The organism is Sinorhizobium sp. CB7, assembly GCF_041357635.1.
In the GTDB taxonomy this organism is placed as follows: Bacteria; Pseudomonadota; Alphaproteobacteria; order Rhizobiales; family Rhizobiaceae; genus Rhizobium.
Map to the genome: position 1 here is coordinate 603,745 of NZ_JAULLL010000002.1, position 23,492 is coordinate 627,236.

Annotated in this window: 16 protein-coding genes; 7 read left to right on the forward strand and 9 right to left on the reverse strand. The window is 59.2% G+C overall.

What is annotated here, in order from left to right:
- Positions 1 to 79: 79 nt before the first annotated feature.
- Positions 80 to 769: a DUF502 domain-containing protein gene (locus AAE029_RS07040; protein WP_371072072.1), complete on the forward strand. Its 690-nt coding sequence runs from the start codon at positions 80 to 82 to the stop codon at positions 767 to 769.
- Between the two features lie 122 nt (positions 770 to 891).
- Here AAE029_RS07040 and recG read toward each other — a convergent pair whose 3' ends face one another.
- Entirely contained in the window at positions 892 to 2,997 is a 2,106-nt protein-coding gene (gene recG / locus AAE029_RS07045; RefSeq protein WP_371072129.1) for an ATP-dependent DNA helicase RecG, read from the reverse strand.
- Between the two features lie 172 nt (positions 2,998 to 3,169).
- On the opposite strand from recG, the gene AAE029_RS07050 reads away from it, so the two are divergent.
- Both AAE029_RS07050 and mfd read left to right on the forward strand, forming a co-directional pair.
- Positions 3,170 to 3,499: a succinate dehydrogenase assembly factor 2 gene (locus AAE029_RS07050; RefSeq protein WP_371072073.1), complete on the forward strand. Its 330-nt coding sequence runs from the start codon at positions 3,170 to 3,172 to the stop codon at positions 3,497 to 3,499.
- A gap of 97 nt (positions 3,500 to 3,596) precedes the next feature.
- Complete coding sequence (mfd, locus tag AAE029_RS07055) at positions 3,597 to 7,127, forward strand: transcription-repair coupling factor (RefSeq protein WP_371072074.1); 3,531 nt, start codon at positions 3,597 to 3,599, stop codon at positions 7,125 to 7,127.
- On the opposite strand, the gene AAE029_RS07060 is transcribed toward mfd, so the two are convergent.
- The gene (locus tag AAE029_RS07060; protein ID WP_371072075.1) at positions 7,113 to 7,784 is read right to left on the reverse strand and encodes a DsbA family oxidoreductase; all 672 of its coding nucleotides are present in this window, start codon (positions 7,782 to 7,784) and stop codon (positions 7,113 to 7,115) included. The genes mfd and AAE029_RS07060 overlap by 15 nt on opposite strands.
- A 106-nt stretch (positions 7,785 to 7,890) precedes the next feature.
- Positions 7,891 to 9,696, reverse strand: a complete 1,806-nt coding sequence (locus AAE029_RS07065; protein ID WP_371072130.1) for an extracellular solute-binding protein — start codon at positions 9,694 to 9,696, stop codon at positions 7,891 to 7,893.
- A gap of 270 nt (positions 9,697 to 9,966) precedes the next feature.
- Here AAE029_RS07065 and AAE029_RS07070 point away from each other — a divergent pair, with 270 nt between their 5' ends.
- Positions 9,967 to 10,653, forward strand: a complete 687-nt coding sequence (locus AAE029_RS07070; RefSeq protein ID WP_371072076.1) for an invasion associated locus B family protein — start codon at positions 9,967 to 9,969, stop codon at positions 10,651 to 10,653.
- A gap of 116 nt (positions 10,654 to 10,769) precedes the next feature.
- Here the strand turns inward: AAE029_RS07070 and hspQ are convergent, their stop codons facing one another.
- The 3 genes from hspQ to AAE029_RS07085 form a co-directional block, all read right to left on the reverse strand.
- Positions 10,770 to 11,099, reverse strand: coding sequence for a heat shock protein HspQ (hspQ, locus tag AAE029_RS07075; protein ID WP_371072077.1), 330 nt, complete (start codon positions 11,097 to 11,099; stop codon positions 10,770 to 10,772).
- 165 nt (positions 11,100 to 11,264) lie between these two features.
- Positions 11,265 to 12,674, reverse strand: coding sequence for a type I glutamate--ammonia ligase (glnA, locus tag AAE029_RS07080; protein ID WP_371072078.1), 1,410 nt, complete (start codon positions 12,672 to 12,674; stop codon positions 11,265 to 11,267).
- Between the two features lie 58 nt (positions 12,675 to 12,732).
- Positions 12,733 to 13,071, reverse strand: coding sequence for a P-II family nitrogen regulator (locus AAE029_RS07085; protein ID WP_003539626.1), 339 nt, complete (start codon positions 13,069 to 13,071; stop codon positions 12,733 to 12,735).
- 341 nt (positions 13,072 to 13,412) lie between these two features.
- Here AAE029_RS07085 and AAE029_RS07090 point away from each other — a divergent pair, with 341 nt between their 5' ends.
- Positions 13,413 to 14,888 (forward strand): NAD(P)H-hydrate dehydratase, encoded by a 1,476-nt coding sequence (locus tag AAE029_RS07090; RefSeq protein WP_371072079.1) that lies wholly within the window; start codon positions 13,413 to 13,415, stop codon positions 14,886 to 14,888.
- A gap of 50 nt (positions 14,889 to 14,938) precedes the next feature.
- Here the strand turns inward: AAE029_RS07090 and AAE029_RS07095 are convergent, their stop codons facing one another.
- Positions 14,939 to 15,745, reverse strand: coding sequence for a DUF72 domain-containing protein (locus tag AAE029_RS07095; RefSeq protein ID WP_371072080.1), 807 nt, complete (start codon positions 15,743 to 15,745; stop codon positions 14,939 to 14,941).
- Positions 15,746 to 15,772: 27 nt separating this feature from the next.
- A complete protein-coding gene (gene uvrA, locus AAE029_RS07100) occupies positions 15,773 to 18,694 on the reverse strand; it encodes an excinuclease ABC subunit UvrA (RefSeq protein ID WP_371072081.1) in 2,922 nt (973 codons plus the stop codon).
- A 250-nt stretch (positions 18,695 to 18,944) separates the two neighbouring features.
- Here uvrA and AAE029_RS07105 point away from each other — a divergent pair, with 250 nt between their 5' ends.
- Positions 18,945 to 19,463: a single-stranded DNA-binding protein gene (locus tag AAE029_RS07105; protein ID WP_371072082.1), complete on the forward strand. Its 519-nt coding sequence runs from the start codon at positions 18,945 to 18,947 to the stop codon at positions 19,461 to 19,463.
- A 39-nt stretch (positions 19,464 to 19,502) separates the two neighbouring features.
- Here the strand turns inward: AAE029_RS07105 and AAE029_RS07110 are convergent, their stop codons facing one another.
- Entirely contained in the window at positions 19,503 to 20,150 is a 648-nt protein-coding gene (locus AAE029_RS07110) for a MarC family protein (protein WP_371072083.1), read from the reverse strand.
- Between the two features lie 329 nt (positions 20,151 to 20,479).
- Here AAE029_RS07110 and gyrA point away from each other — a divergent pair, with 329 nt between their 5' ends.
- Positions 20,480 to 23,260, forward strand: coding sequence for a DNA gyrase subunit A (gene gyrA / locus AAE029_RS07115; RefSeq protein WP_371072084.1), 2,781 nt, complete (start codon positions 20,480 to 20,482; stop codon positions 23,258 to 23,260).
- Positions 23,261 to 23,492: the final 232 nt, after the last annotated feature.

Consider the following 23,492-nt stretch of genomic DNA (forward strand, 5'->3'; position numbering starts at 1 on the left):
GGCAATTTTTCAGATAGCGACGCGGGGAATCGTCCGGGAGGCCGGCGTGTCAAAGGCTCAATGGAGTTTATCAAGGGCAATGACGGAGAACCCGAACCGGCTGTCCTTCGCGACGCGGCTCAGAAACAATTTTCTTGCCGGACTGATTATCTGCGCACCGCTTGCAATCACGATCTGGCTGACCTGGACGTTCATCCATTGGGCCGACAGCTGGGTGCGGCCCTATATTCCCGCGCGCTATAATCCTGAAAGCTATCTGAATTTCGCCATCCCGGGTTTCGGGCTGCTGATCGCCATCGTCCTCATCACGATCGTTGGCCTTCTGGGTAAGAACCTGATCGGCCAGAGCATCGTACGCTTCGGTGAATCCATCGTGCAGCGCATGCCGCTGGTGCGCACCATCTACAGGAGCGTGAAGCAGATATTCGAGACCGTTCTCAAGGAACAGTCCAATTCCTTCAAAAAGGTCGGGCTGATCGAATATCCAAGCCCCGGGCTCTGGTCCCTGGTCTTCATATCGACCGATGCGAAGGGCGAAATCGCGTCCAAGTTCAACGCCATGGGCCAGGACATGGTGACAGTCTTTCTGCCGCCGACGCCTGTTCCTACCGCCGGATTCCTCATCTTTGTCCCGCGTGAAAAAATTGTTCTTCTGGACATGAGCCCAGAGGATGCCGCCAAGCTGTTGATCTCGGGCGGACTGGTGACGCCGGAGCAAAAGGAAAAACTGGTGCGTCCCAAGAAGCTTGTAGCGCCGGCCGAGGGTTAAAGCGGTTTGGAAGCAACGAACCGTTAGAGCGGTTTAGCTTCTTTGAATCGCAGAACCACTCTAAGCTTCTATTTTACGCAATTCCGAACGGAAAACCGCTACGCACCTTTCCTGGAATTGCTCTAGCCGGCCCGCAGGAACCGGATGGCCTCGTCACGACGGTAGAGATAGAGCAGGGTGCGTGTCGCTGTTCCGCGTTCGCTCGTCAATTCTGGATCCTGCTCGATCAGATAGGCGGCGTCCTTGCGGGCGATTTCAAGCAGATCGGCATGGTCTTCGAGGCTCGCGATGCGGAAGCCAGGGATTCCGGACTGGCGGGTGCCGAGCAACTCGCCTTCACCGCGCAATTTCAGGTCTTCTTCTGCTATTCGGAAGCCATCCTCAGTTTCCCGCATGATCGAGAGGCGTGCATGGCCGGTTTCGCCGAGCGGACCCTTGTAGAGGAGGATGCAGGTCGAAGCCTCCTCGCCACGGCCCACTCGGCCACGCAGCTGGTGCAACTGCGCCAGTCCGAAGCGCTCGGCATGCTCAATCACTATGATCGTCGCGTCGGGCACGTCGACGCCCACCTCCACGACCGTGGTGGCGACGAGCAGCCGCAATTCGCCGTTCTTGAAGGCCATCATCACGGCGTCCTTCTCCGGACCGCTCATGCGGCCGTGAATGAGACCGATGTCAGGTCCGAGCGCTTTCCTCAGCATCTCATGCCGCTCCTCGGCGGACATGAGATCCAGTTCCTCCGACTCTTCGACAAGCGGACAGATCCAGTAGGCCTTGCGGCCCTCGGCAAGCGCGCTCGTAAGTCGTGATATGATCTCGCCGGTACGCTCGGTCGGAATGGTAATGGTCTGGATCGGCTTTCGGCCGGCGGGCTTCTCGGTGAGCTTGGAAACGTCCATATCGCCGAAGGCTGCCAGAACGAGTGTGCGCGGGATCGGCGTGGCGGTCATGACCAGCATGTGCGGAGAAATGCCCTTCGCCGTCAGCCGCAGGCGCTGATGGACACCGAAGCGATGCTGCTCGTCGACGACGGAGAGCAACAAGTTGGCGTAGGAAACACTCTCCTGGAACAGCGCATGCGTGCCAATGATGATCTGCGCCTCGCCGGAGGCGATCCGATCGAGTATGGCGTCGCGCTCGCGGCCTTTGGTGCGGCCGGTCAGCACCTCGATGGAAAGACCGGCAGAGACCACGAATTTCGAGAGCGTCGCGTGGTGCTGCCGAGCAAGGATCTCGGTCGGCGCCATGAGCACAGCCTGACCACCGCTTTCGATGACGGCTGCCATCGCCATCAATGCCACAAGCGTCTTGCCGGCGCCGACGTCCCCCTGCAGCAGTCGCAGCATGCGCTCCGTGCCCGCCATGTCCTGCAGGATATCCGCAATTGCTTCGCTCTGGCTGCGCGTCATGGAAAAGGGCAGCGTCTCCAGTATCTTCCGGCTGATTGCTCCAGTAGGATGAACGGGTTGGCCGGCGACCTTCCGCAACCGTTGGCGGACAAGCGACAATGACAGCTGTCCGGCCAGGAATTCGTCATAGGCAAGACGCCGGCGTGCGGGCGCCTGCGGATCGATATCGGCAGCATCGCGCGGCTCGTGCAGCATGCGAAAGCTATCTGCTACCGAAGAAAATCCCTGCTTCTGAAGGAGCGGCGTATCGATCCATTCCGGCAGCTCCGGCACCCGCGCGATGGCGGTCTCGACGATCTTGCGCAGCGACTTCGGAGACAGGCCCGCCGTCAGTGAATAAACAGGCTCGATAAGCGGCAGATTCTCCGCTTCGCTCTTACGAACGATGTAGTCGGGATGGACCATGGAGGCCCGGCCGTTAAACCAGTCTATCTTGCCGCTGACAACGACTTCCTCGTTGATCGGAAGCTGCTTTTCCAGCCATTGCGCCTGTCCGCGAAAGAAGACCAGCGTCAGTTCGCCTGTGTCGTCGTGAAGGAAAACGCGGTAGGGTACGTTCTTGCGTCCGCGCGGTTGCGGCTGGTGTCTATCGACGCGTCCTGTGATCGTCACGATAGCACCCTGCGGCGCCCGCGCGATACCGGGCTGATGGCGACGGTCGATCACGGAATAGGGCGCGTGAAAGAGAAGGTCGACGACACGGCAATCCTCGATCGTTTCACGGCCAAGCAGCTTCACCAGAAGCTCGGCGATCTTCGGCCCGACGCCGGCAAGCGCCGAGACGGAGGAAAAAAGGGGATCGAGAACAGCGGGCCGCATGTTGCGCAAATGAAACGAGAATTGCGGTCTTGGCAAGGCTGACAAGCCGTATTCCAAGCTCTAACGCCTCATTGTGCCGAAGATTTCGCGATGCGTCGCTTTTTTCCAAAAAACCGGTTCCCACTTTTTCGAGCGATGCTTTATAGAGCGCAGCAACAGGAAGGTTTTTCTCATGACAGGACTGACACTCAGCAGTGCCGATCTCGATCCGCGCCGCAGGCGGATTCTGTTTCGGTGCTGGCATCGCGGCATCCGCGAGATGGATCTGGTCTTCGGGCAATTCGCCGAAGCAGAGATCAAGACGCTTTCCGATGCCGAGTTGGATGAATTCGAAACGATTATGGCGGAGGAAGACAATGACCTCCTCAAATGGATCATGGGGACATGGCCGCTTCCTGAGCGTTTGCGCACACCGCTCTTTGAACGGCTTTCCTCCTACAAGCCCCATTTCGAAAATCGACGGGAGCCGGATGATTTCAGGTCGAATCGACCTGAAATCTGAATCCGTCTCTACATCAAGAAGGTAGAGCGGGATGTTACCCGAAAACCGCGCACACTTTTCGGCATCCCGCTCTAGCGGATAGTTTCAGGAAACCGGAATGATCCCTGGATTTGACGTAAAGAAATTAGCCGCCGGTGGGGAGCCGCTGACGCTCGGCAATGTGCCTTCCGGCCTCGAACCGCTGCTGCTGGCGGAACTCGCAAGGGTAGGGCAGCCGGTCGCCTATGTGATGTCCGATGGACAGCGGATGGCGGATATCGAGCAGATGCTCGGCTTCGTGGCCCCTGATATCCCGGTGCTGATGCTGCCGGCCTGGGACTGCCTGCCATACGACCGCGTTTCGCCGAGCTCCGACACTTCGGCAAGGCGGCTAGCAGCGTTTGCCGGACTGATCGCGCATCGCAAAAAACCACATCCCGCGATCGTGCTCGTCACCGTCAACGCCATGCTCCAGAAGGTGCCGCCCCAGGAGATCATCGAGAGCCTGGCCTTCTCGGCGAGACCCGGGAACCAACTTCGCATGGAAGACATCGCGGACCGCCTGGAGCGCAACGGTTTCGATCGCGTCGCGACGGTGCGGGAAGTCGGTGAATATGCGGTTCGCGGCGGCATTCTCGATGTCTTCGTGCCGGGAACGGAAGAGCCTGTCCGGCTCGATTTCTTCGGCGACACACTGGAAAGCATCCGAAGCTTCGATCCGGCGAGCCAGCGCACGACAGGGCAGGTACGTTCGCTTGACCTCAATCCCATGAGCGAGGTAACACTGACGCCGGACACGATCAGCCGCTTCCGCAGGAATTATCTCTCCGCCTTCGGTGCCGCGACGCGCGACGACGCGCTCTATGTTGCCGTCTCCGAGGGCCGCCGCTACGCCGGCATGGAACACTGGCTGCCGCTCTTCTACGAGAAGCTTGAAACTGTCTTCGACTATCTGCAGGGATTTCAACTCGTTACCGATCATACGGTCCGCGAGGCAGCCGAAGAGCGCTCGAAGCTGGTCTTCGACTATTACGATGCGCGCCTGAATGCCGGTCAGCAGGGTAAGAGCCAAATGGCGCAGGGCACGCCCTACAAACCCGTAACGCCCGGCCAGCTCTATCTTGACGGCAAGATCTTCGCAAAGACGCTCGATGCGCTCAGCACCATACGCATTTCGCCGTTCAACGAGCACGAGGGCGAGGTGCGCCGCCGGGTTGTCAATATCGAAGCACGGCAGGGACCGCGCTGGGCGCGCTCGTCGGTAGAAGGCACGGATGCAGAGCGCATCAACGTCTTCGACACCGTCGTCAAGCATATCGCAGACCGCCGCTCCGCCGGCTCCAAGGTCCTCATCACCGGCTGGACCGAAGGCTCGCTCGAGCGATTGCTGCAGGTGCTCAGCGAGCACGGCCTGGAACGGGTCAAGACGATCGAGGCGCTGAACGATATCGGCTCGCTCACAAGAGGCGAGGCGGCAGCGGCTGTGCTGAGTCTCGAATCCGGCTTCGAGGCGGGCGATCTCGCCGTGATCGGCGAACAGGACATTCTGGGCGACCGCATGGTTCGCCGCTCCAAACGGCGCAAGCGCGCCGCCGATTTCATCTCCGAGGTAGCAGGGCTGGACGAAGGCTCGATCGTGGTCCATGCCGAACATGGCATCGGGCGTTTCATCGGCCTCAGGACGATCGAGGCGGCAGGCGCGCCGCATGCCTGTCTTGAACTACAGTATGCCGACGACGCCAAGCTATTCCTGCCGGTCGAAAACATAGATCTGCTGTCCCGCTATGGCGGCGAGGGGACCGATGCCCAGCTGGACAAGCTCGGCGGCGGCGCCTGGCAGATGCGCAAGGCCAAGCTCAAGAAGCGCCTGCTCGATATGGCCGATGCTCTGATCCGTATCGCTGCCGAACGCCTGACGCGCCATGCACCGGCTCTGACTGCGCCGGATGGCCTCTATGACGAATTCTCCGCACGCTTCCCCTATGAGGAAACCGAAGACCAGATGAACGCGATTGAGGCGGTACGCGAAGATCTGGGAGCCGGTCGGCCGATGGACCGGCTGGTCTGTGGCGATGTCGGCTTCGGAAAGACGGAAGTGGCGCTGCGCGCCGCCTTCGTCGCTGCCATGAATGGCGCACAGGTCGCCGTTGTCGTGCCGACGACACTCTTGGCGCGCCAACACTTCAAGACATTCTCAGAGCGTTTCCGCGGTCTTCCAATCAGGCTTCAGCAGGCCTCGCGCCTCGTCGGCTCAAAAGACCTGGCGCTGACGAAGAAAGAAGTGGCCGAGGGCAAGACGGATATCGTTGTCGGAACGCATGCCCTGCTTGGCGCCGGCGTAAAGTTCGCCAATCTGGGCCTGCTCATCATAGACGAGGAACAGCATTTCGGCGTCAAGCACAAGGAGCGGCTGAAAGAGCTGAAAAGCGATGTACATGTGTTGACGCTTTCCGCCACGCCGATTCCGCGCACGCTGCAGCTCGCCATGACGGGCGTGCGCGAACTCTCGCTCATCACCACGCCGCCGGTCGATCGCATGGCCGTGCGAACCTTCATTTCGCCCTTCGATTCGCTAGTCATCCGCGAAACACTGATGCGCGAGCATTATCGCGGCGGCCAGAGCTTCTACGTTTGTCCGCGGCTTGCGGATCTGGCGGACATTCAGGCCTTCCTGCAATCCGATGTGCCGGAGCTGAAGGTCGCGGTGGCGCATGGCCAGATGCCTGCGGGTGAGCTTGAAGACGTCATGAACGCCTTCTACGAGGGGCGCTACGATGTCCTGCTGTCGACGACGATCGTAGAATCGGGTCTCGACGTGCCGACGGCGAATACCTTGATCGTCCATCGCGCCGATATGTTCGGCCTTGCTCAGCTCTATCAGCTTCGCGGCCGCGTCGGCCGGTCGAAGGTGCGGGCCTTCGCGCTCTTCACGCTGCCGGTCAACAAGGTACTAACGGCCACGGCCGAACGTCGCCTCAAGGTGCTGCAGTCGCTCGACACACTCGGCGCCGGCTTCCAGCTCGCAAGCCACGACCTTGATATCCGAGGCGCCGGTAATCTGCTCGGGGAGGAGCAGTCTGGTCACATCAAGGAGGTGGGTTTCGAACTCTACCAACAGATGCTCGAAGAGGCGGTCGCCGAGGTCAAGGGCGTCGACGAAATCCAGGATACGGGCTGGTCGCCGCAGATCTCTGTCGGCACTCCGGTCATGATCCCGGACGACTATGTGCCGGACCTGCATCTGCGCATGGCGCTCTATCGCCGCCTCGGTGAGATCACGGAGTTGAAAGACATCGACGGTTTCGGCGCGGAGATGATCGATAGATTCGGGCCGATGCCGATCGAAGTTCAGCATCTGCTGAAGATCGTCTACATAAAGTCGCTCTGCCGCATCGCCAATGTCGAGAAGCTCGATGCGGGGCCGAAGGGCGTCGTCCTTCAGTTCCGGAACAAGGAATTCCCCAACCCAGCAGCGCTCGTCGGCTATATCGCCAGGCAGGGTACGATGGCGAAGATCCGGCCTGACCAGAGCGTGTTTCTGACGCGCGACCTGCCGACGCCGGAAAAGCGGCTGCAGGGTGCCGCCGTCGTTATGACGCAGCTCGCGGAATTGGCGAAACAGACTGCAGGGACTTCAGTTCAGGCTTGAGCGCGCTTCCGCCTTGGCCTTGGCAATGTCGCGCAGGGCGCCGGCAAGTACATCCGGCGTTTGTGCGCCGCTGACGGCATATTGCTGATCGAAGATGAAGAAGGGCACGCCGTTGACGCCGATTTGCTGAGCCGCATCGATTTCGGCAAGCACCGTGTCGCGGTCGGCGTCTGATGCGAGCAGCGATGCGATGACTGCGCGATCAAGCCCGGACTGCTCAGCGATGTCGAGCAGAACAGCATGGTCTCCGACATTCCGGCCCACTTCGAAATTGGCCTTGAAGAGGGCGGATACGACCTTCTCCTGCACGTCGCGGCCCTCCGTCATCGCCCAATGGATGAGCCGATGGGCATCGAGCGTGTTGGGGCCAATCTTGATTGCATCGAAATTGAAATTGATACCGACTTCCCGACCGAAATCGGTAAGCATCTTGTGTGCCTCTGCGACACGCTCTTCGCCGCCGAGCTTTCGGGCCAGCATCTTCTTCTGGTCAACGCCCTCGGGCGGATAGTCGGGATTGAGGCGGTAGGGCCGCCAATTGATGTCGACGCCGATTTCGGCCTGCACTTCAGCGATTGCCAGTTCCATGCGTGCCTTCCCAAGATAGCACCACGGGCAGACGACGTCCGAGATGATGTCGATGGTGATGCGTTCCATGGCAGCTTCCTCTTTTCCGACTAATGACAAGCGGCATTTAGGCCCTGGCAGACGCTCGTTCAACCGGTTACCGAAAGGGAACCAACGGCATTCGGTCAAACGTTCGCTATTGCGCGTCCGCGTCCCACCAGGTGGAAAGCTGATAGCCATAAAGCGGAAGCGCATCTGGACGGACGATATGCTTGTGACGGGCGACCCATTGCTGACCGACATGATAAAGCGGCAGAACGTAATGACCGGCCAGGAGCATCCGGTCGTGCGAGCGTACGGCCGCCTGGAAATCCTCCGCCGAATGAACCGTTAGAATATGCGAAATCAGCGTGTCGACATCCGGGTCGGCGACACCGGCGAAGTTTTCGCTGCCCTCACGCTCCTTCGCAGCCGAGCCCCATCGGCCAAGCTGTTCGGCGCCAGGCGAGAGCGATGACGAAAAGGATTTGATGATCATATCGTAATCGAAGTTGATGGTGCGGCTCTGATATTGCGAATCGTCGACCGTGCGGATCGATACGGCAACACCGAGCAGTTGCAGCGAACGCTGATAGATGAGGGCGAGCTTCTCCTGATCGACACTCTGCGTCATGATCTCGAAGGAGAGCTGCCTGCCGGCGCTATCCACCATCTTGCCGTCCTTGATCGTATAGCCGCCCTGTTTCAGCAGTTCCACGGCCCGGCGCAGCACCGCGCGGTCGCGACCGGATCCGTCGGTGACCGGAAGCCTGTAGGTTCCATCAAGAATATCCGGCGCGATACGGTTCCTGATCGGACCCAGGAGCGCCAGTTCGCGTGCATCGGCAGGCACCCCCAGGCTGGATAGATCGGAATTCTGCCAGAAACTCTGGGTGCGTTTGTAGGCTTCCGAAAACAGCGTCCGGTTCGCCCATTCGAAATCAAAGGCAAGTGACAGGCCTTCGCGGATCTTTGGATCGGAGAAGATCGCGCGGCGCGTGTTGAAGACAAAGCCCAACATCCCGCTCGGCAGCTCCGGCTCGAAGACCTCCTTGACCACCTCGCCGGAGGCGACCGCCGGAAAATCATAGGCGCGTGCCCAATGCCCCGGGCTGCCATCGGCATAGATATCAACATCGCCTTTCTTGAAAGCCTCAAACAGTGTGGTGTCCTGAAGGAAGTAAATCACCGTGATCTCGTCGTAATTATCGAAGCCGACTTTGGACGGGATGTCCTTGCCCCAGTAATCCGGATTTCTCTGGAAGGTGATGCTCTCGCCGGGCTTCAGCGATTTTATCCGGTAAGGGCCGGAGCCGACTGGAATGGCAAGCGAGCTGCGATCGAAACTGTCCGGATCGATGGCGTGCTTCGGCAGGATTGGAGTGGCCGAAGCCAGAATCAGCGGGAATTCGCGATCCGCCTTGTCGTTGAAAGTGAAGCGAACGCTGTGGTCTCCCACCTTTTCCATCTTTGCGACCGCATCGAGTCTGCTGCTGAAGGGCGTGCGCCCCTTGTCGCGCAGAAGGTTGAAGGTGAAGATCACATCATCAGGTGTGACGGGAACACCATCCGACCAACGGGCTTTCGGATTGAGATTGAACTGGATGAAGGTGCGATCCTCGTCCCATTCGACGCTTTCGGCGAGCAGGCCGTAGAGGGTGAAGGGCTCGTCGCGCGATCTCTGCATCAGCGGCTCATAGACGAGGTTGCCGAATTCCGGATCCCACATGCCGCGCGCCGTCGTGCGCATGCTTTTCAAAATGAACGGGTTGAGACTGTCAAAGGTGCCTACAACGCCATAGGTGATCCTTCCCCCTTTCTTCACGCTCGGATTGACGTAAGGAAAGTGCTTGTAATCCGCGGGCAGGGCGGGTTGCCCATGCATTGCGATCGCGTGCAACGGCTCGGCGCCCGCAAGACCGGGCAAAAGCGTGAGAAGCAGGCAAAAAGCGATCCGGAGCACCATTGAAATCCTTTCCGGCAGAAGGCGCGATTCGCCGGCAGACTAGCACGAGGGGTCTCAAATCCAACATTCAACGGCGGTTTTGGGGCAAGCGGATGAGAAAAATCAAAGAAAGGCTGGATATCATGGCCGCTGCGATGTAACAGGAGTGCCAGAAGGGTTCGGGTCATGCATTTGCCTCATTTTTTCGAAAGGTGGAGTGCAATCGGCTCGGTAGAGTGGGCGGCAGAGGCGCTGCCCTTTGGGCGAATTCAGGAGACGGATTTCGTTATGGTGTTCAAGTCTGACAAGAAAATGCAGGTGGCAGCAGCCGCCTTGGCGGTAGTGATCGGCGCGGGATTGGCTCCGTCGGCCTCCTTCGCGCAGGACGCTGCCGCCCCGGCTGCGGCGGCGCCTGCCCCCGAGAACGCTGCCCCCCCGCAGGCAGCACCGGGTGCTCCGCGTCTTGGCTGGTACAAGACCTGCAACAAGCAGGAAGACAACGACATCTGCGTCGTCCAGAACCTCGTACTTGCCAATGGCGGCCAGTTGGTTACGGCCGTCGGCCTGATCACGGTCGAAGGCAAGATCAACCGCAAGATCCTGCAGGTCTCGGTCCCGACCGCGCGTCTTATCCCGCCCGGCATTGGCATGCAGATCGACGGCGGCAAGGCACAGAAGATCGACTATGCCGTCTGCCTTCCCGACAAGTGCACGGCTGAAATTCCGCTGACCGATGCGATGATTGCCAGCCTGAAGAAGGGCACCGAAGTGGTCTTTACTTCGATCAACTTCCGCCGCGCCCCGAACCCGATCAAGGTTTCGCTCCAGGGCTTCACCGGCGCCTATGACGGCGAGCCGATCTCTGAATCGAAGCTCGCCGAAACCCAGCGCAGCCTGCAGGAAGGCATGCAGAAAAAGGCAGAAGAAGCCCGTAAAAAGCTGGAAGACGCCCAGAAGGCCGCCAAGGCTCAATAAGCGGGCGACCATGGATTAAAGAAAAACCCGGCTTTTGCCGGGTTTTTTATTTATTGAGGTAATTGGGAAAGAAGGGGATTCCTGGGAGCAGAATCCCCAGATTTCGCTCAGGGAGGTTAGTGAGCGAAACTCATCTTCGGTTTGAACTGGCCGGACGGGGCGCGGTCGAAAATCTGATAGATCTGCGGATTACGGAGCGGTACGCCGCTCTCATCGCTTACGAGATTCTGTTCCGAGACGTAGGCCACGTATTCGGTTTCATCATTCTCAGCGAGAAGGTGATAGAACGGTTGATCCTTGCTGGGCCGCATTTCGGCGGGAATGGAATTCCACCATTCCTCTGTATTGGCAAATTCCGGATCTACATCGAAGACGATGCCGCGAAACGGAAAGACCCTGTGCCGGACCACTTCACCTATACTGAACTTTGCATTGCGTTGTTTCATGGTACGACTTCCTTTCATCACCAAATTTGGTGATCGGGCCCACGCAAATCAAGTTTTTTGCAGGCATTTCGTCACATGACTGTCACATAGCCGATCCCGGCCGTGGAGACATCGATCATTTGGTGAAAGCCCCGATGGGCGCCGGGGCTTTCCTTTTCAAGCCGATCAGGCCGAGTAGTACATGTCGTATTCGACCGGATGCGGGGTCATCTCGAAGCGCATGACTTCCTGCATCTTCAACTCGATGAAGGCGTCAATCTGGTCGTCGTCGAAGACGCCGCCGGCCGTCAGGAATTTGCGGTCTTTGTCGAGGCTTTCGAGGGCCTCACGCAGCGAGCCGCAAACCGTGGGGATCTTCTTCAGTTCCTTCGGCGGCAGATCATAGAGATCCTTATCCATGGCCTTGCCGGGATGGATCTTGTTCTTGATGCCATCGAGACCAGCCATCAGCATGGCGGCGAAACCGAGATAGGGGTTCGCAGTCGGGTCGGGGAAGCGGACTTCGACGCGCTTTGCCTTCGGGTTGGAGCCGAACGGGATACGGCAGGAAGCCGAACGGTTGCGAGCTGAATAGGCAAGCAGAACCGGTGCCTCATAGCCCGGGACGAGACGCTTATAGGAGTTCGTCGACGGATTGGTGAAGGCATTGATGGCCTTGGCATGCTTGATGATGCCGCCGATGTAGAAGAGGCAGGATTCGGAAAGACCGGCATATTCGTCGCCGGCGAAGGTCGGCTTGCCGCCCTTCCAGATTGACTGGTGAACGTGCATGCCGGAGCCGTTATCGCCGAAGATCGGCTTCGGCATGAAGGTTGCCGTCTTGCCGTAGGCATTGGCGACCTGCTGTACGACATACTTGTAGATCTGCATCTTGTCGGCGTTGCGGACCAGCGTGTCGAACTTGATGCCGAGCTCATGCTGGGCGGCAGCCACTTCGTGGTGATGCTTTTCGACGACGACGCCCATTTCGGCGAGCACCGTCAGCATCTCGGAACGCATGTCCTGTGCGCTGTCGACTGGCGGAACCGGGAAGTATCCGCCCTTGATGCGCGGACGATGGCCAAGATTGCCGGTTTCGTAGTCGGTGTCGTCGTTGGACGGCAGTTCGCTCGAATCAAGCTTGAACCCAGTGTTGTACGGATCAGCCTTGTACTTGACGTCGTCGAAAACGAAGAATTCGGCTTCCGGACCGAAGAAAGCCGTATCACCGATGCCGGAGGCCTTGAGATAGGCTTCGGCCTTCTTGGCGGTACCGCGCGGGTCGCGGTTATAGGCTTCGCCGGAGATCGGGTCGAGGATATCGCAGATGATAACCATGGTCGACTGAGCGAAGAACGGATCCATGTGGACCGTTTCCGGGTCCGGCATCAGCACCATGTCAGATTCATTGATAGCCTTCCAACCCGCAATCGAGGAGCCGTCGAACATGACGCCATCGGCGAACATATCTTCATCGACGCAGACGACGTCCATGGTGACATGCTGCAGCTTGCCCTTCGGGTCGGTAAAGCGCAGGTCTACGAACTTAACGTCGTTGTCCTTGATTTGCTTTAAAATCTCACTGGCAGTCGTCATTAAAATGCTTCCCTTGACTTGGATGACGATTATGACCTCGACCGAACGGCGAGGCGGGTTAGATAGCGTCTATGCCTGTTTCACCGGTGCGGATACGAATGACTTCTTCCACATTGGAGACGAAAATCTTTCCGTCGCCGATGCGCCCGGTCTGCGCGGCCTTGCGGATTGCGTCAATGACCGCTTCCGCATTCTCGTCCGCTAATACGACCTCGACCTTCACTTTGGGCAGGAAGTCGACGACGTATTCGGCACCACGGTAAAGCTCCGTGTGGCCTTTCTGACGACCGAAGCCTTTTGCTTCCGTGACAGTGATACCCTGCAGGCCGACTTCCTGAAGTGCTTCTTTCACTTCGTCAAGCTTGAAAGGCTTAATGATCGCTTCGATCTTTTTCATGAGAAAATATCTCTCCGCTTCTCCCGTTACAGCAGGAATATCCCGCTTCGCCTGCATGATGCACTTATCGTGCCAGTCTGCAGCCAACCTTGGGAAAAATTGGCATTAACTGACCGCAAACGCACGAATCCGAGTGTAAACTGGGCAAAAATACATTGAATCCGCCCAGGATTTATGTCGAAAGGCCAAAAAACAGCCCAAAACCAAAAAAATCCAACTTCCGCAGCCGAATGATTTTCCCAGCGTAAACGCCTTAAAATTCATCATTTGCATATTTATCAGCCACACCAGAAGATGCAACGACGATTGTTTTTTGCGCAGTTTTGCAATTCAATGGAACCATGACATCGAAACTTGCCGATCTTCTTCTTACGCCCTCGGAAATGGCCGCGGTCGACGCCGGCGCTGCAGCATCAGGAATCGACTCTTTCAACCTTATGGAAAGGGCGGGGCAGGCGGTCGCGGCCGCAGCGCTCAGGCTGTTTCCAGCCACGCGGCGCTTCGTCGTCCTTTGCGGACCGGGAAACAATGGCGGAGACGGTTATGTCGCCGCAAGAGCATTGGTTCAGACTGGTGCTCGGGTAGAACTCTTTCACCTCGGGGAAACGGAAAAGCTCAAGAGCGATGCGGCCCGAGCCTTTGATCTGTGCCCGCTTTCCACGGACGATATAGAACGTTACATGCCCGAGCCGGGCGACACCATCATAGATGCGATTTTCGGTGCCGGACTGGCGCGCGCCGTGCCCCCGGCAGTCCAATCCCTTGTCGACCGCGTGACGGCGGAGCGCATTCCGGTGATTGCCGTCGACCTGCCGTCCGGGCTGCATGGAGGAACCGGGCAGGTCCTCGGTGCCGCCTTCCGCGCCGCTCACACGGTCACCTTCATGACCCGTAAGCCGGCTCACCTGCTGATGCCGGGGAGAGAACTCTGCGGAACACTCGAGGTTTTCGACATCGGCATTCCGGAGCGGATCGTCCGGAGCCACGCCTCCGGGCAGATTGCGGAAAACGGTCCGTTCCAATGGCAAGACCATGTACCCGCAGCGAATATCGAAACGCATAAATACAGGCGTGGGCATCTTGTCGTCTTTTCGGGCAATTCGGGAGCAACGGGCGCAGCCAGACTGACCGCCATGGCCGGATTGAAGGTCGGAGCTGGCCTTGTGACGGTCGCTTCGCCAAAGGATGCTCTCGCCGTCAATGCGAACCATCTCACGGCAATCATGCTGCATACTGTGGAGGACGGTGATGCGCTTGCCACGTGGCTGGACGACAAGCGCCTGCAGACCTTCGTTCTCGGCCCCGGCTTTGGGGCGGGAGAAAAGGCGCGGCAATTCGCGCAAGCTCTGAGCGAGCGCCGCCTCGTACTCGACGCGGACGGCATCACGTCTTTCCGGGACGCGCCGGAGGAACTGTTCGACGCCTTCGCCGGTGGCGAAGCGAGACTTGTGCTGACGCCGCATGAGGGCGAGTTCGCCCGCCTTTTTCCCGACATCGCAGCCAACGATGCCATGGGCAAGGTGGAGAAAGCCAGGTCCGCCGCGACGCGCGCCAATGCAGGGCTTGTCTATAAAGGCGCCGATACTGTCATAGCATCGCCCGATGGCCGCGCCGTCATCAATACGAATGCGCCGCCCTCGCTTGCCACCGCCGGCTCGGGCGACGTACTCGCCGGCATCATCGGCGGATTGTTGGCTCAGGGCATGCCAACTTACGAGGCGGCGGCTGCCGGCGTCTGGCTACATGGCGAAGCGGGTCAGCGCGCCGGGAAGGGGCTGACGGCGGAAGAGCTCGTCGCCGCGGTAGCGCCGTTTTAGCGTATATGTCCGCTCGAAGTTGCGTGTCCGATTGGACATGCAAGGAGATTTTACACCTTCACTTCTTTCTGCAAGGCGATCGCACCATGCGGCGCATTGACCTTTCCCTCGTGGATCATGAAGGCGAAGACATCGCGCGGCTCCTGCTTGACGCTGCGCTTTTCATCGATCAGCGGCAGATCGTCCGGCACCTTGCCCTCGGCCCAGGTCTCCAGCCGTCCCGCCCAGGTCTTCAGGTCCTTCGGCGAATAGCAGGTTTCGATATCGTCGGAGCCTTTCTGCAGCCGCGCATAGACGAAATCTGCAGTCACATCGGCAATCATCGGATATTCGAAGTGTTCCGCGCAGACAGGCGCAACGCCGTACTTTTCCAAAAGCGCGATAAATTCCGGAACCTTGAAGGAATCGTGCCGGACCTCGACCACATGACGTAGCGGCAACCCATCCTGCTTGCCCGGCAGAAGCTTCAGGAACGCTTCGAAATCCTCAGCATCAAACTTCTTCGTCGGCGCAAACTGCCAGAGCAACGGCCCGAGATGATCGCCGAGTTCGCTGATGCCGGAGGAAAGAAAGCGCTCCATCGATTCCCCGGCCTCGGCCAGAACACGCCGATTGGTGACGAAACGGGTTGCCTTCAGCGAAAAAACGAAACCTTCCGGCACATCGGCCGCCCATTTGGCGAAGGTCTCGGGCTTCTGCGTGCTGTAATAGGTGCCGTTGACCTCAATGACCTTCAACTGCCGGCTGGCGAAGTTGAGCTCATCCTTTTGCTTCAGATCATTCGGATAGAAATGCCCCCGCCAGGGCTCGAAGGTCCAGCCGCCGATGCCTGTGCGGATTGTGCCGGATTTCGCCATTCATTCCTCCCAAAATATCCCGATCAACTATTCCGCAGCGACGGCCTTCTTGAACGGCCGGCGCTCCAGCAGTTCCTTCAGGAAATGGCCGGTATAGGACCGCTTTTCCCTGACGATCGTCTCCGGCGTGCCGGTCGCGACGATCTCGCCGCCGCCGTCACCACCCTCGGGGCCGAAGTCCAGGATCCAGTCGGCAGTCTTGATGACTTCCAGGTTGTGCTCGATGACCACAACCGAATTGCCCTGGTTGACCAGCTCGTGAAGCATTTCCAGAAGCTTGGCTACGTCGTGGAAATGCAGACCGGTCGTCGGCTCATCGAGGATATAGAGCGTGCGGCCTGTCGAGCGCTTCGACAGTTCCTTGGCGAGCTTGACGCGCTGCGCTTCGCCACCGGAAAGCGTATTGGCCTGCTGGCCGACCTTGATGTAACCGAGGCCGACATCATTCAGAGACTGCAATTTGTCGCGAACGGCGGGCACGGCGGCAAAGAATTCGACGCCTTCCTCGACGGTCATGTCGAGCACGTCGGCGATCGACTTGCCCTTGAACGTGACATCGAGGGTTTCACGATTGTAGCGCTTGCCGTGGCAGACGTCGCAGGTGACATAGACGTCCGGCAGGAAGTGCATCTCGATCTTGATGACGCCGTCACCCTGGCAGGCTTCGCAGCGGCCGCCCTTGACGTTGAAGGAGAAACGACCGGGCTGATAGCCGCGCGCCTTCGCTTCGGGAAGGCCTGCGAACCAGTCGCGGATCGGGGTGAAGGCGCCGGTATAGGTTGCCGGGTTGGACCGTGGTGTGCGGCCGATCGGTGACTGATCGATATCGATCACCTTGTCGATATGCTCGAAGCCGTCGATACGGTCGTGATCGGCCGGAATTTCGCGTGCGCCCATGACGCGACGGGCGGCGGACTTATAGAGCGTTTCGATGAGAAAGGTGGACTTTCCACCGCCGGAAACGCCGGTCACGGCCGTGAAGACGCCGAGCGGGATCGCCGCCGTGACATTCTTCAGATTGTTGCCGCGGGCACCAACGACCTTGATCTCCTTGCCCTTCTTCGGTTTGCGCCGCTCGGCGGGCACCGGCACGCCGAGTTCGCCCGATAGATACCGGCCGGTCAGGGAATTCGGATTGTCCATGACTTCCCGCGGCGTGCCATGCGCCACGATCTGGCCGCCATGAATGCCGGCCGCCGGACCGATATCGACGACGTCGTCCGCCGACAGGATCGCATCCTCGTCATGCTCGACGACGATCACCGTGTTACCGATATCACGCAGGTGCTTCAGCGTCTCCAGAAGACGGGCGTTGTCGCGCTGATGCAGGCCAATAGAGGGCTCGTCCAGAACATACAGCACACCGGTCAGCCCTGAGCCGATCTGAGAGGCGAGCCGGATACGCTGGCTTTCACCGCCCGAGAGCGTGCCGGAATTACGCGAGAGGCTCAGATATTCAAGGCCGACGTCGTTGAGGAAACGCAGGCGGTCGCGGATCTCCTTGAGGATGCGAACGGCAATCTCGTTCTGCTTTGCCGTGAATGTTGCCGGCAGCGCTTCGAACCAATCGCGCGCAATGCGGATCGACATGTCCGACACTTCGCCGATATGGAGTTTGTCGATCTTCACCGCCAGTGCTTCCGGCTTCAGACGGTAGCCGGCGCAGGCCGGGCAGGGGGCGGCCGACATGAAGCGCTCGATGTCCTCGCGTGCCCAGGCGGAATCCGTTTCCTTCCAGCGTCGTTCCAGGTTCGGAACGATGCCTTCGAAATTCTTGTGCGTCGTATAGGACCGGGCGCCGTCGGCATAATGGAACTCGATCTTCTCGTCCGTGCCGTTCAGGATGACGTCCTTGGCCTCTTCCGGCAGATCACTCCAGCGGCTGGCGAGCTTGAAGCCGTAGTGCTTGCCAAGCGCCTCGAGCGTCTGGTTGTAGTAAGGCGAGGTCGACTTGGCCCAGGGCGCGATCGCGCCGTCGCGCAAGGTGCGCTCGGGTTCCGGCACGATCAGGTCCGGATCGATCTTCTGCTGAGAGCCAAGGCCGTCGCAGGTGGGGCAGGCACCAGCGGGATTGTTAAAGGAGAAAAGGCGCGGTTCGATTTCCGGAATGGTGAAGCCGGAGATCGGGCAGGCGAATTTCTCCGAGAACAGAACGCGCTCATGCGTCTCGTTCAGCGACTTGTTCGCCGATCCGCCGGCGGCGGTTTCTTCAGGCGGCAGCGGCTTGTCGGCAAACTCGGCAACGGCCAAGCCATCGGCGAGCTTCAGGCTGGTCTCCAGGCTGTCGGCGAGACGGGCGGAAACATCCGGCCGAACGACGATGCGGTCGACCACTACGTCGATATCGTGCTTGTACTTCTTGTCGAGCGCCGGAACATCGGCGATCTCGTAGAACTGGCCGTCAACCTTGACGCGCTGAAAGCCCTTCTTCATGAGCTCCGCCAGTTCCTTCTTGTATTCGCCCTTACGGCCGCGCACCAGTGGCGCCAGAATGTAGAGCCTTGTTCCCTCACCGAGGTCGAGAATGCGGTCCACCATCTGGCTCACCGTCTGGCTTTCGATCGGAAGGCCCGTCGCCGGTGAATAGGGTACGCCGACGCGTGCGAACAACAGGCGCATATAGTCGTAGATTTCGGTGACGGTGCCGACCGTGGAGCGCGGGTTGCGCGAGGTGGTTTTCTGCTCAATGGAAATCGCTGGCGAGAGCCCGTCGATCTGATCGACGTCCGGCTTCTGCATCATTTCCAGGAACTGGCGTGCGTAGGCCGACAGGCTTTCGACATAGCGGCGCTGCCCCTCCGCATAGATCGTATCGAAGGCGAGCGAAGACTTGCCGGATCCGGAAAGGCCAGTCATCACGATAAGCTTGTTGCGCGGCAGGTCGAGGTCGATGCCCTTCAAATTGTGCTCGCGCGCGCCGCGGATGGAGATCGTCTTCAGTTCGCTCATCGTCTTCTGCTTGATCTTGGTGTCGGAGTGCCAGCCCCTTATTTAGTGATAGGCGCCGGCGAGTCGAGACCGAAATTCCAGGGTGGGTCAGGTTTTCGATTCGGTTGACAAGATCATATAGACAAACTAGAACAAATAAAGAACAAAATCCTTGTGGATTATGGCGGCATATAATCGCACCATAAGGCGGCAATAGTCTAAGGTGCGTCGATTGGTTTAAAGGCCGCTGGCAGGCGGCAGGCAGGGTGACATGGCTGGTAGTGTGAACAAGGTAATTCTCGTCGGAAATCTGGGCGCTGATCCGGAAATCCGGCGCACGCAGGATGGCCGTCCGATCGCCAACCTCAACATCGCCACCTCGGAGACATGGCGCGACCGCAATTCGGGTGAACGGCGAGAGAAGACGGAATGGCACCGCGTGGTCATCTTTAACGAGGGCCTGTGCAAGATAGCCGAGCAGTATCTGAAGAAGGGCGCCAAAGTCTATGTCGAGGGTCAGTTGCAGACCCGCAAGTGGCAGGATCAGAATGGTCAGGACCGATATTCCACCGAGGTCGTATTGCAGGGGTTCAACTCGGCGCTGACCATGCTGGATGGACGCGGCGAGGGCGGCGGAATGCCCGCATCGTCGGGCGGAGGTCGCGGCAACAACGATTACGGCGGCGGTTATGGTGACGATTACGGTCAGTCGGCGCCTTCGTCTTCCAACCGCGGTGGCGGAGGCGGTGGAAACTTCTCTCGCGACCTGGACGACGACATCCCATTCTGAGGATGACTAAAGGATGGAGCAGCCAACTACTCCATTCCGTTATCCGTTAACGACTGCCGAAAGATCCAACGCCGCCTTGGCGCCATCTACGACAAACTGGGCGGCAAGTGCCGCCAGGATGACCCCAAGCAGCCGCTCAAGGATCGTGCGGCCGGTAACGCCCAGAAATTTGTCCAGCCGGTCGGCGATCACAAGTGCGGCAAACACGATAAGAAGGCAGAGGGCGATCAAGGCGATCAGCTGGATGCGATCGACAGCGCTTTCAAGCCTGCCGGCCAAAAGGATGGTTGCCGAAATGGCTCCCGGCCCGGCTATCAGGGGAAGGGCAAGCGGAAAGACAGCCACATTGTGCATGTGATCCTTGGTGATCGCGGTTTCCGACGTCTTTTCCTTGCGATCCTGTCGCTTCTCGAAAATCATCTCAAAAGCGATCCAGAACAGGAGCAGGCCGCCAGCGATGCGGAATGCGCCGATCGATATGCCGAGTACGTTCAGCACACCGGCGCCAAAAAGGGCAAAGACAGCAAGGATGCCGAAGGCGATCAGCGAACCGCGCAGCGCAACCTGCCTGCGCTGCACGCGGCTCATGCCGACCGTCAGCCCCAGGAATATCGGGGCCAGTCCCGGGGGATCGGTCGTGACAAGCAGCGTCGTGAAGGCGTTGATCAACAGATCGGGACTTGCCATATGGGCTCCGGCAGCACTGGATTCTCGCGATTGCGATTGTTATCTACGGATTTCCGATTAGGAAAGCCAGACTGCCCCACCTAAAGCCTGTCACGTGAAAAGAGACACGCGGAAGGCTTTAGGTAATTGCTTTCAGGTATGTCGTTGCCGCAAAATCGCTGCGCACTTTTGAGCGACATGCATTCGTCCCACAAAAACGGCCATGGAAATGACTGGATTGCCGTCTTAAGAACGCAAAAGACTGTTCAAAAATCCGCGTCCAAATTGGCGCTGCAGCAGGCTTTCCGCTATAAATCTTCCAGTGATTCTAAGAGAGATCGTGATCTGTTTTGACTGAACAAAGCACCATAGGCGGCGGGAAATTTCCGCCAGGCATCGAACCGATTTCCATCATGGAGGAAATGCAGCGGTCGTATCTCGATTACGCCATGAGCGTGATCGTCAGCCGCGCACTTCCGGACGTGCGCGACGGGTTGAAGCCCGTTCACCGGCGCATTCTCTACGGCATGTCGGAACTCGGCATCGACTGGAACAAGAAATATGTGAAATGCGCCCGTGTGACCGGCGATGTCATGGGTAAATATCACCCGCATGGCAATGCTGCGATCTACGATGCGCTTGCGCGCATGGCACAGAACTGGTCACTGCGACTGCCATTAATCGACGGGCAAGGCAACTTCGGCTCGGTCGACGGGGACCCGCCGGCGGCCGAACGTTATACCGAATGCCGGCTTCAGAAGGCGGCGCACTCCTTGCTCGATGACCTCGACAAGGAGACGGTCGACTTCCGTGACAACTATGACGGCACGCTGAGCGAGCCGGTCGTCGTTCCCGCGAAGTTTCCGAACCTCCTGGTCAATGGTGCTGGCGGCATTGCCGTCGGCATGGCCACTAACATTCCGCCGCACAATCTGTCCGAAGTGATCGACGGCTGTATTGCACTGATCGACAATCCGGCGATCGAGCTACCGGAGCTCATGCAAATCATTCCCGGCCCGGATTTCCCGACAGGCGCCAAGATCCTTGGCCGTGCCGGCATCCGCTCGGCTTACGAGACAGGCCGCGGTTCCGTCATCATGCGTGGCGTCGCCAACATCGAACCCATGCGGGGTGACCGCGAACAGATCATCATCACCGAGATCCCCTACCAGGTGAACAAGGCGACGATGATCGAGAAGATGGCTGAACTGGTGCGTGAAAAGCGCATCGAGGGCATCTCGGATCTGCGCGACGAATCCGACCGCCAGGGTTACCGCGTCGTCATCGAGCTCAGACGCGATGCCAATGCCGAGGTCATTCTCAACCAGCTCTATCGCTACACGCCCCTGCAGACGTCCTTCGGCTGCAACATGGTGGCGCTCAACGGCGGCAAGCCGGAGCAGCTCACTCTGCTCGACATGCTGCGCGCTTTCGTCGCCTTCCGCGAAGAGGTCGTTAGCCGGCGAACGAAATTCCTGTTGCGTAAGGCGCGCGAGCGCGCTCACGTCCTCGTCGGTCTCGCGATTGCGGTCGCCAACATCGATGAAGTCATCCGTGTCATCCGCCAAGCACCGGATCCGCAGTCGGCCCGCGAAGAGCTGATGACGCGGCGCTGGCCGGCCGAGGATGTCGAAAGCCTCATCCGCCTGATCGATGACCCACGCCACCGCATCAACGAGGACGGCACGTATAACCTCTCCGAGGAGCAGGCGCGCGCCATCCTCGAACTGCGTCTGGCCCGTCTGACCGCTCTCGGCCGCGATGAAATCGGCGACGAGCTCAACAAAATCGGCTTGGAAATCAAGGATTATCTTGAAATTCTGTCTTCACGGATCAGGATCCAGACGATCGTCAAGGACGAGCTTGCAGCCATCCGCGACGAGTTCGGAACGCCGCGCCGCACGGAAATCGTCGATGGCGGCCTCGAAATGGATGACGAGGATCTGATCGCCCGTGAGGACATGGTCGTCACGGTTTCCCACCTCGGCTACATCAAGCGCGTACCCCTGACGACCTATCGCGCTCAGCGCCGTGGCGGCAAGGGCCGCTCCGGCATGACGACGCGCGACGAGGATTTCGTTACCTGGCTATGTGTTGCGAATACCCATACGCCGATGCTGTTCTTCTCTTCACGCGGCATCGTCTACAAGGAGAAGGTCTGGCGGCTGCCGATCGGCACGCCGCAGTCGCGCGGCAAGGCACTCATCAACATGCTGCCGCTGGAGCCCGGCGAACGCATCACCACGATCATGCCGCTCCCCGAGGACGAGGAGAGCTGGGATAATCTCGACGTGATGTTCTCGACCACGCGAGGCACCGTGCGGCGAAACAAGCTGTCGGATTTCATCCAGGTGAACCGCAACGGCAAGATCGCCATGAAGCTCGATGAGGAGGGTGATGAAATCCTCTCCGTCGAGACCTGCACCGAACATGACGACGTGCTTCTGACGACCGCCATCGGCCAATGCATCCGTTTCCCCGTCTCCGACGTGCGCGTCTTTGCCGGACGCAACTCGGTCGGCGTGCGCGGCATTACGCTTGCGAACGGTGACAGCATCATTTCCATGACGATCGTTCGCCACGTCGATGCCGAACCGTGGGAACGTGCCGCCTATCTCAAGCGCTCGGCCGCCGAACGGCGCTCCGTTACCGGCGAGGCGGAAGAAATCGCTCTGGTCGGCGAGGAGGTGACGGAAGAGGGACAGCTCTCCGACGAGCGCTATGAAGAGCTCAAGGCGCTCGAGCAATTCGTGTTGACAGCCTCGGAAAAAGGCTTCGGCAAACGCTCGTCCTCCTACGATTTCCGCATTTCCGGTCGCGGCGGCAAGGGCATCCGGGCCACCGATACGTCGAAGACCAGCGAGATCGGCAAGCTCGTCGCCGCCTTCCCGGTTGAATTGGGAGATCAGATCATGCTGGTTTCGGATGGCGGCCAGCTTATCCGCGTCCCGGTGGACGGCATCCGCATCGCCAGCCGCGCGACGAAAGGTGTTACAATCTTCTCGACTGCGAAGGACGAGAAGGTGGTCTCCGTCGAGCGCATTAGGGAACCGGAACAGGAAAAGGGAGCCGAGGATCTCGTCGCCGAGGCGGAAGCCCCGGAAACCGGAGAGTCTAACGGCGAGGAGTAACTCTTCGCCATTGACGAATAAGCAAAAACCGGGCGGCGAAACCGTCCGGTTTTTCGTTTCTGGAAGACTATGACGCAAGAAACCCGGGCACGACGACTGCGCCCGGGTTCAAAAATCAGTTCGCAAATGGTGCAGGACCGATATTCAGAATACGCTGTGTTTCTGATTGAACGGCTTTCTTCTCGACTGCGAAGGACGAGAAGGTGGTCTCCGTCGAGCGCATTAGGGAACC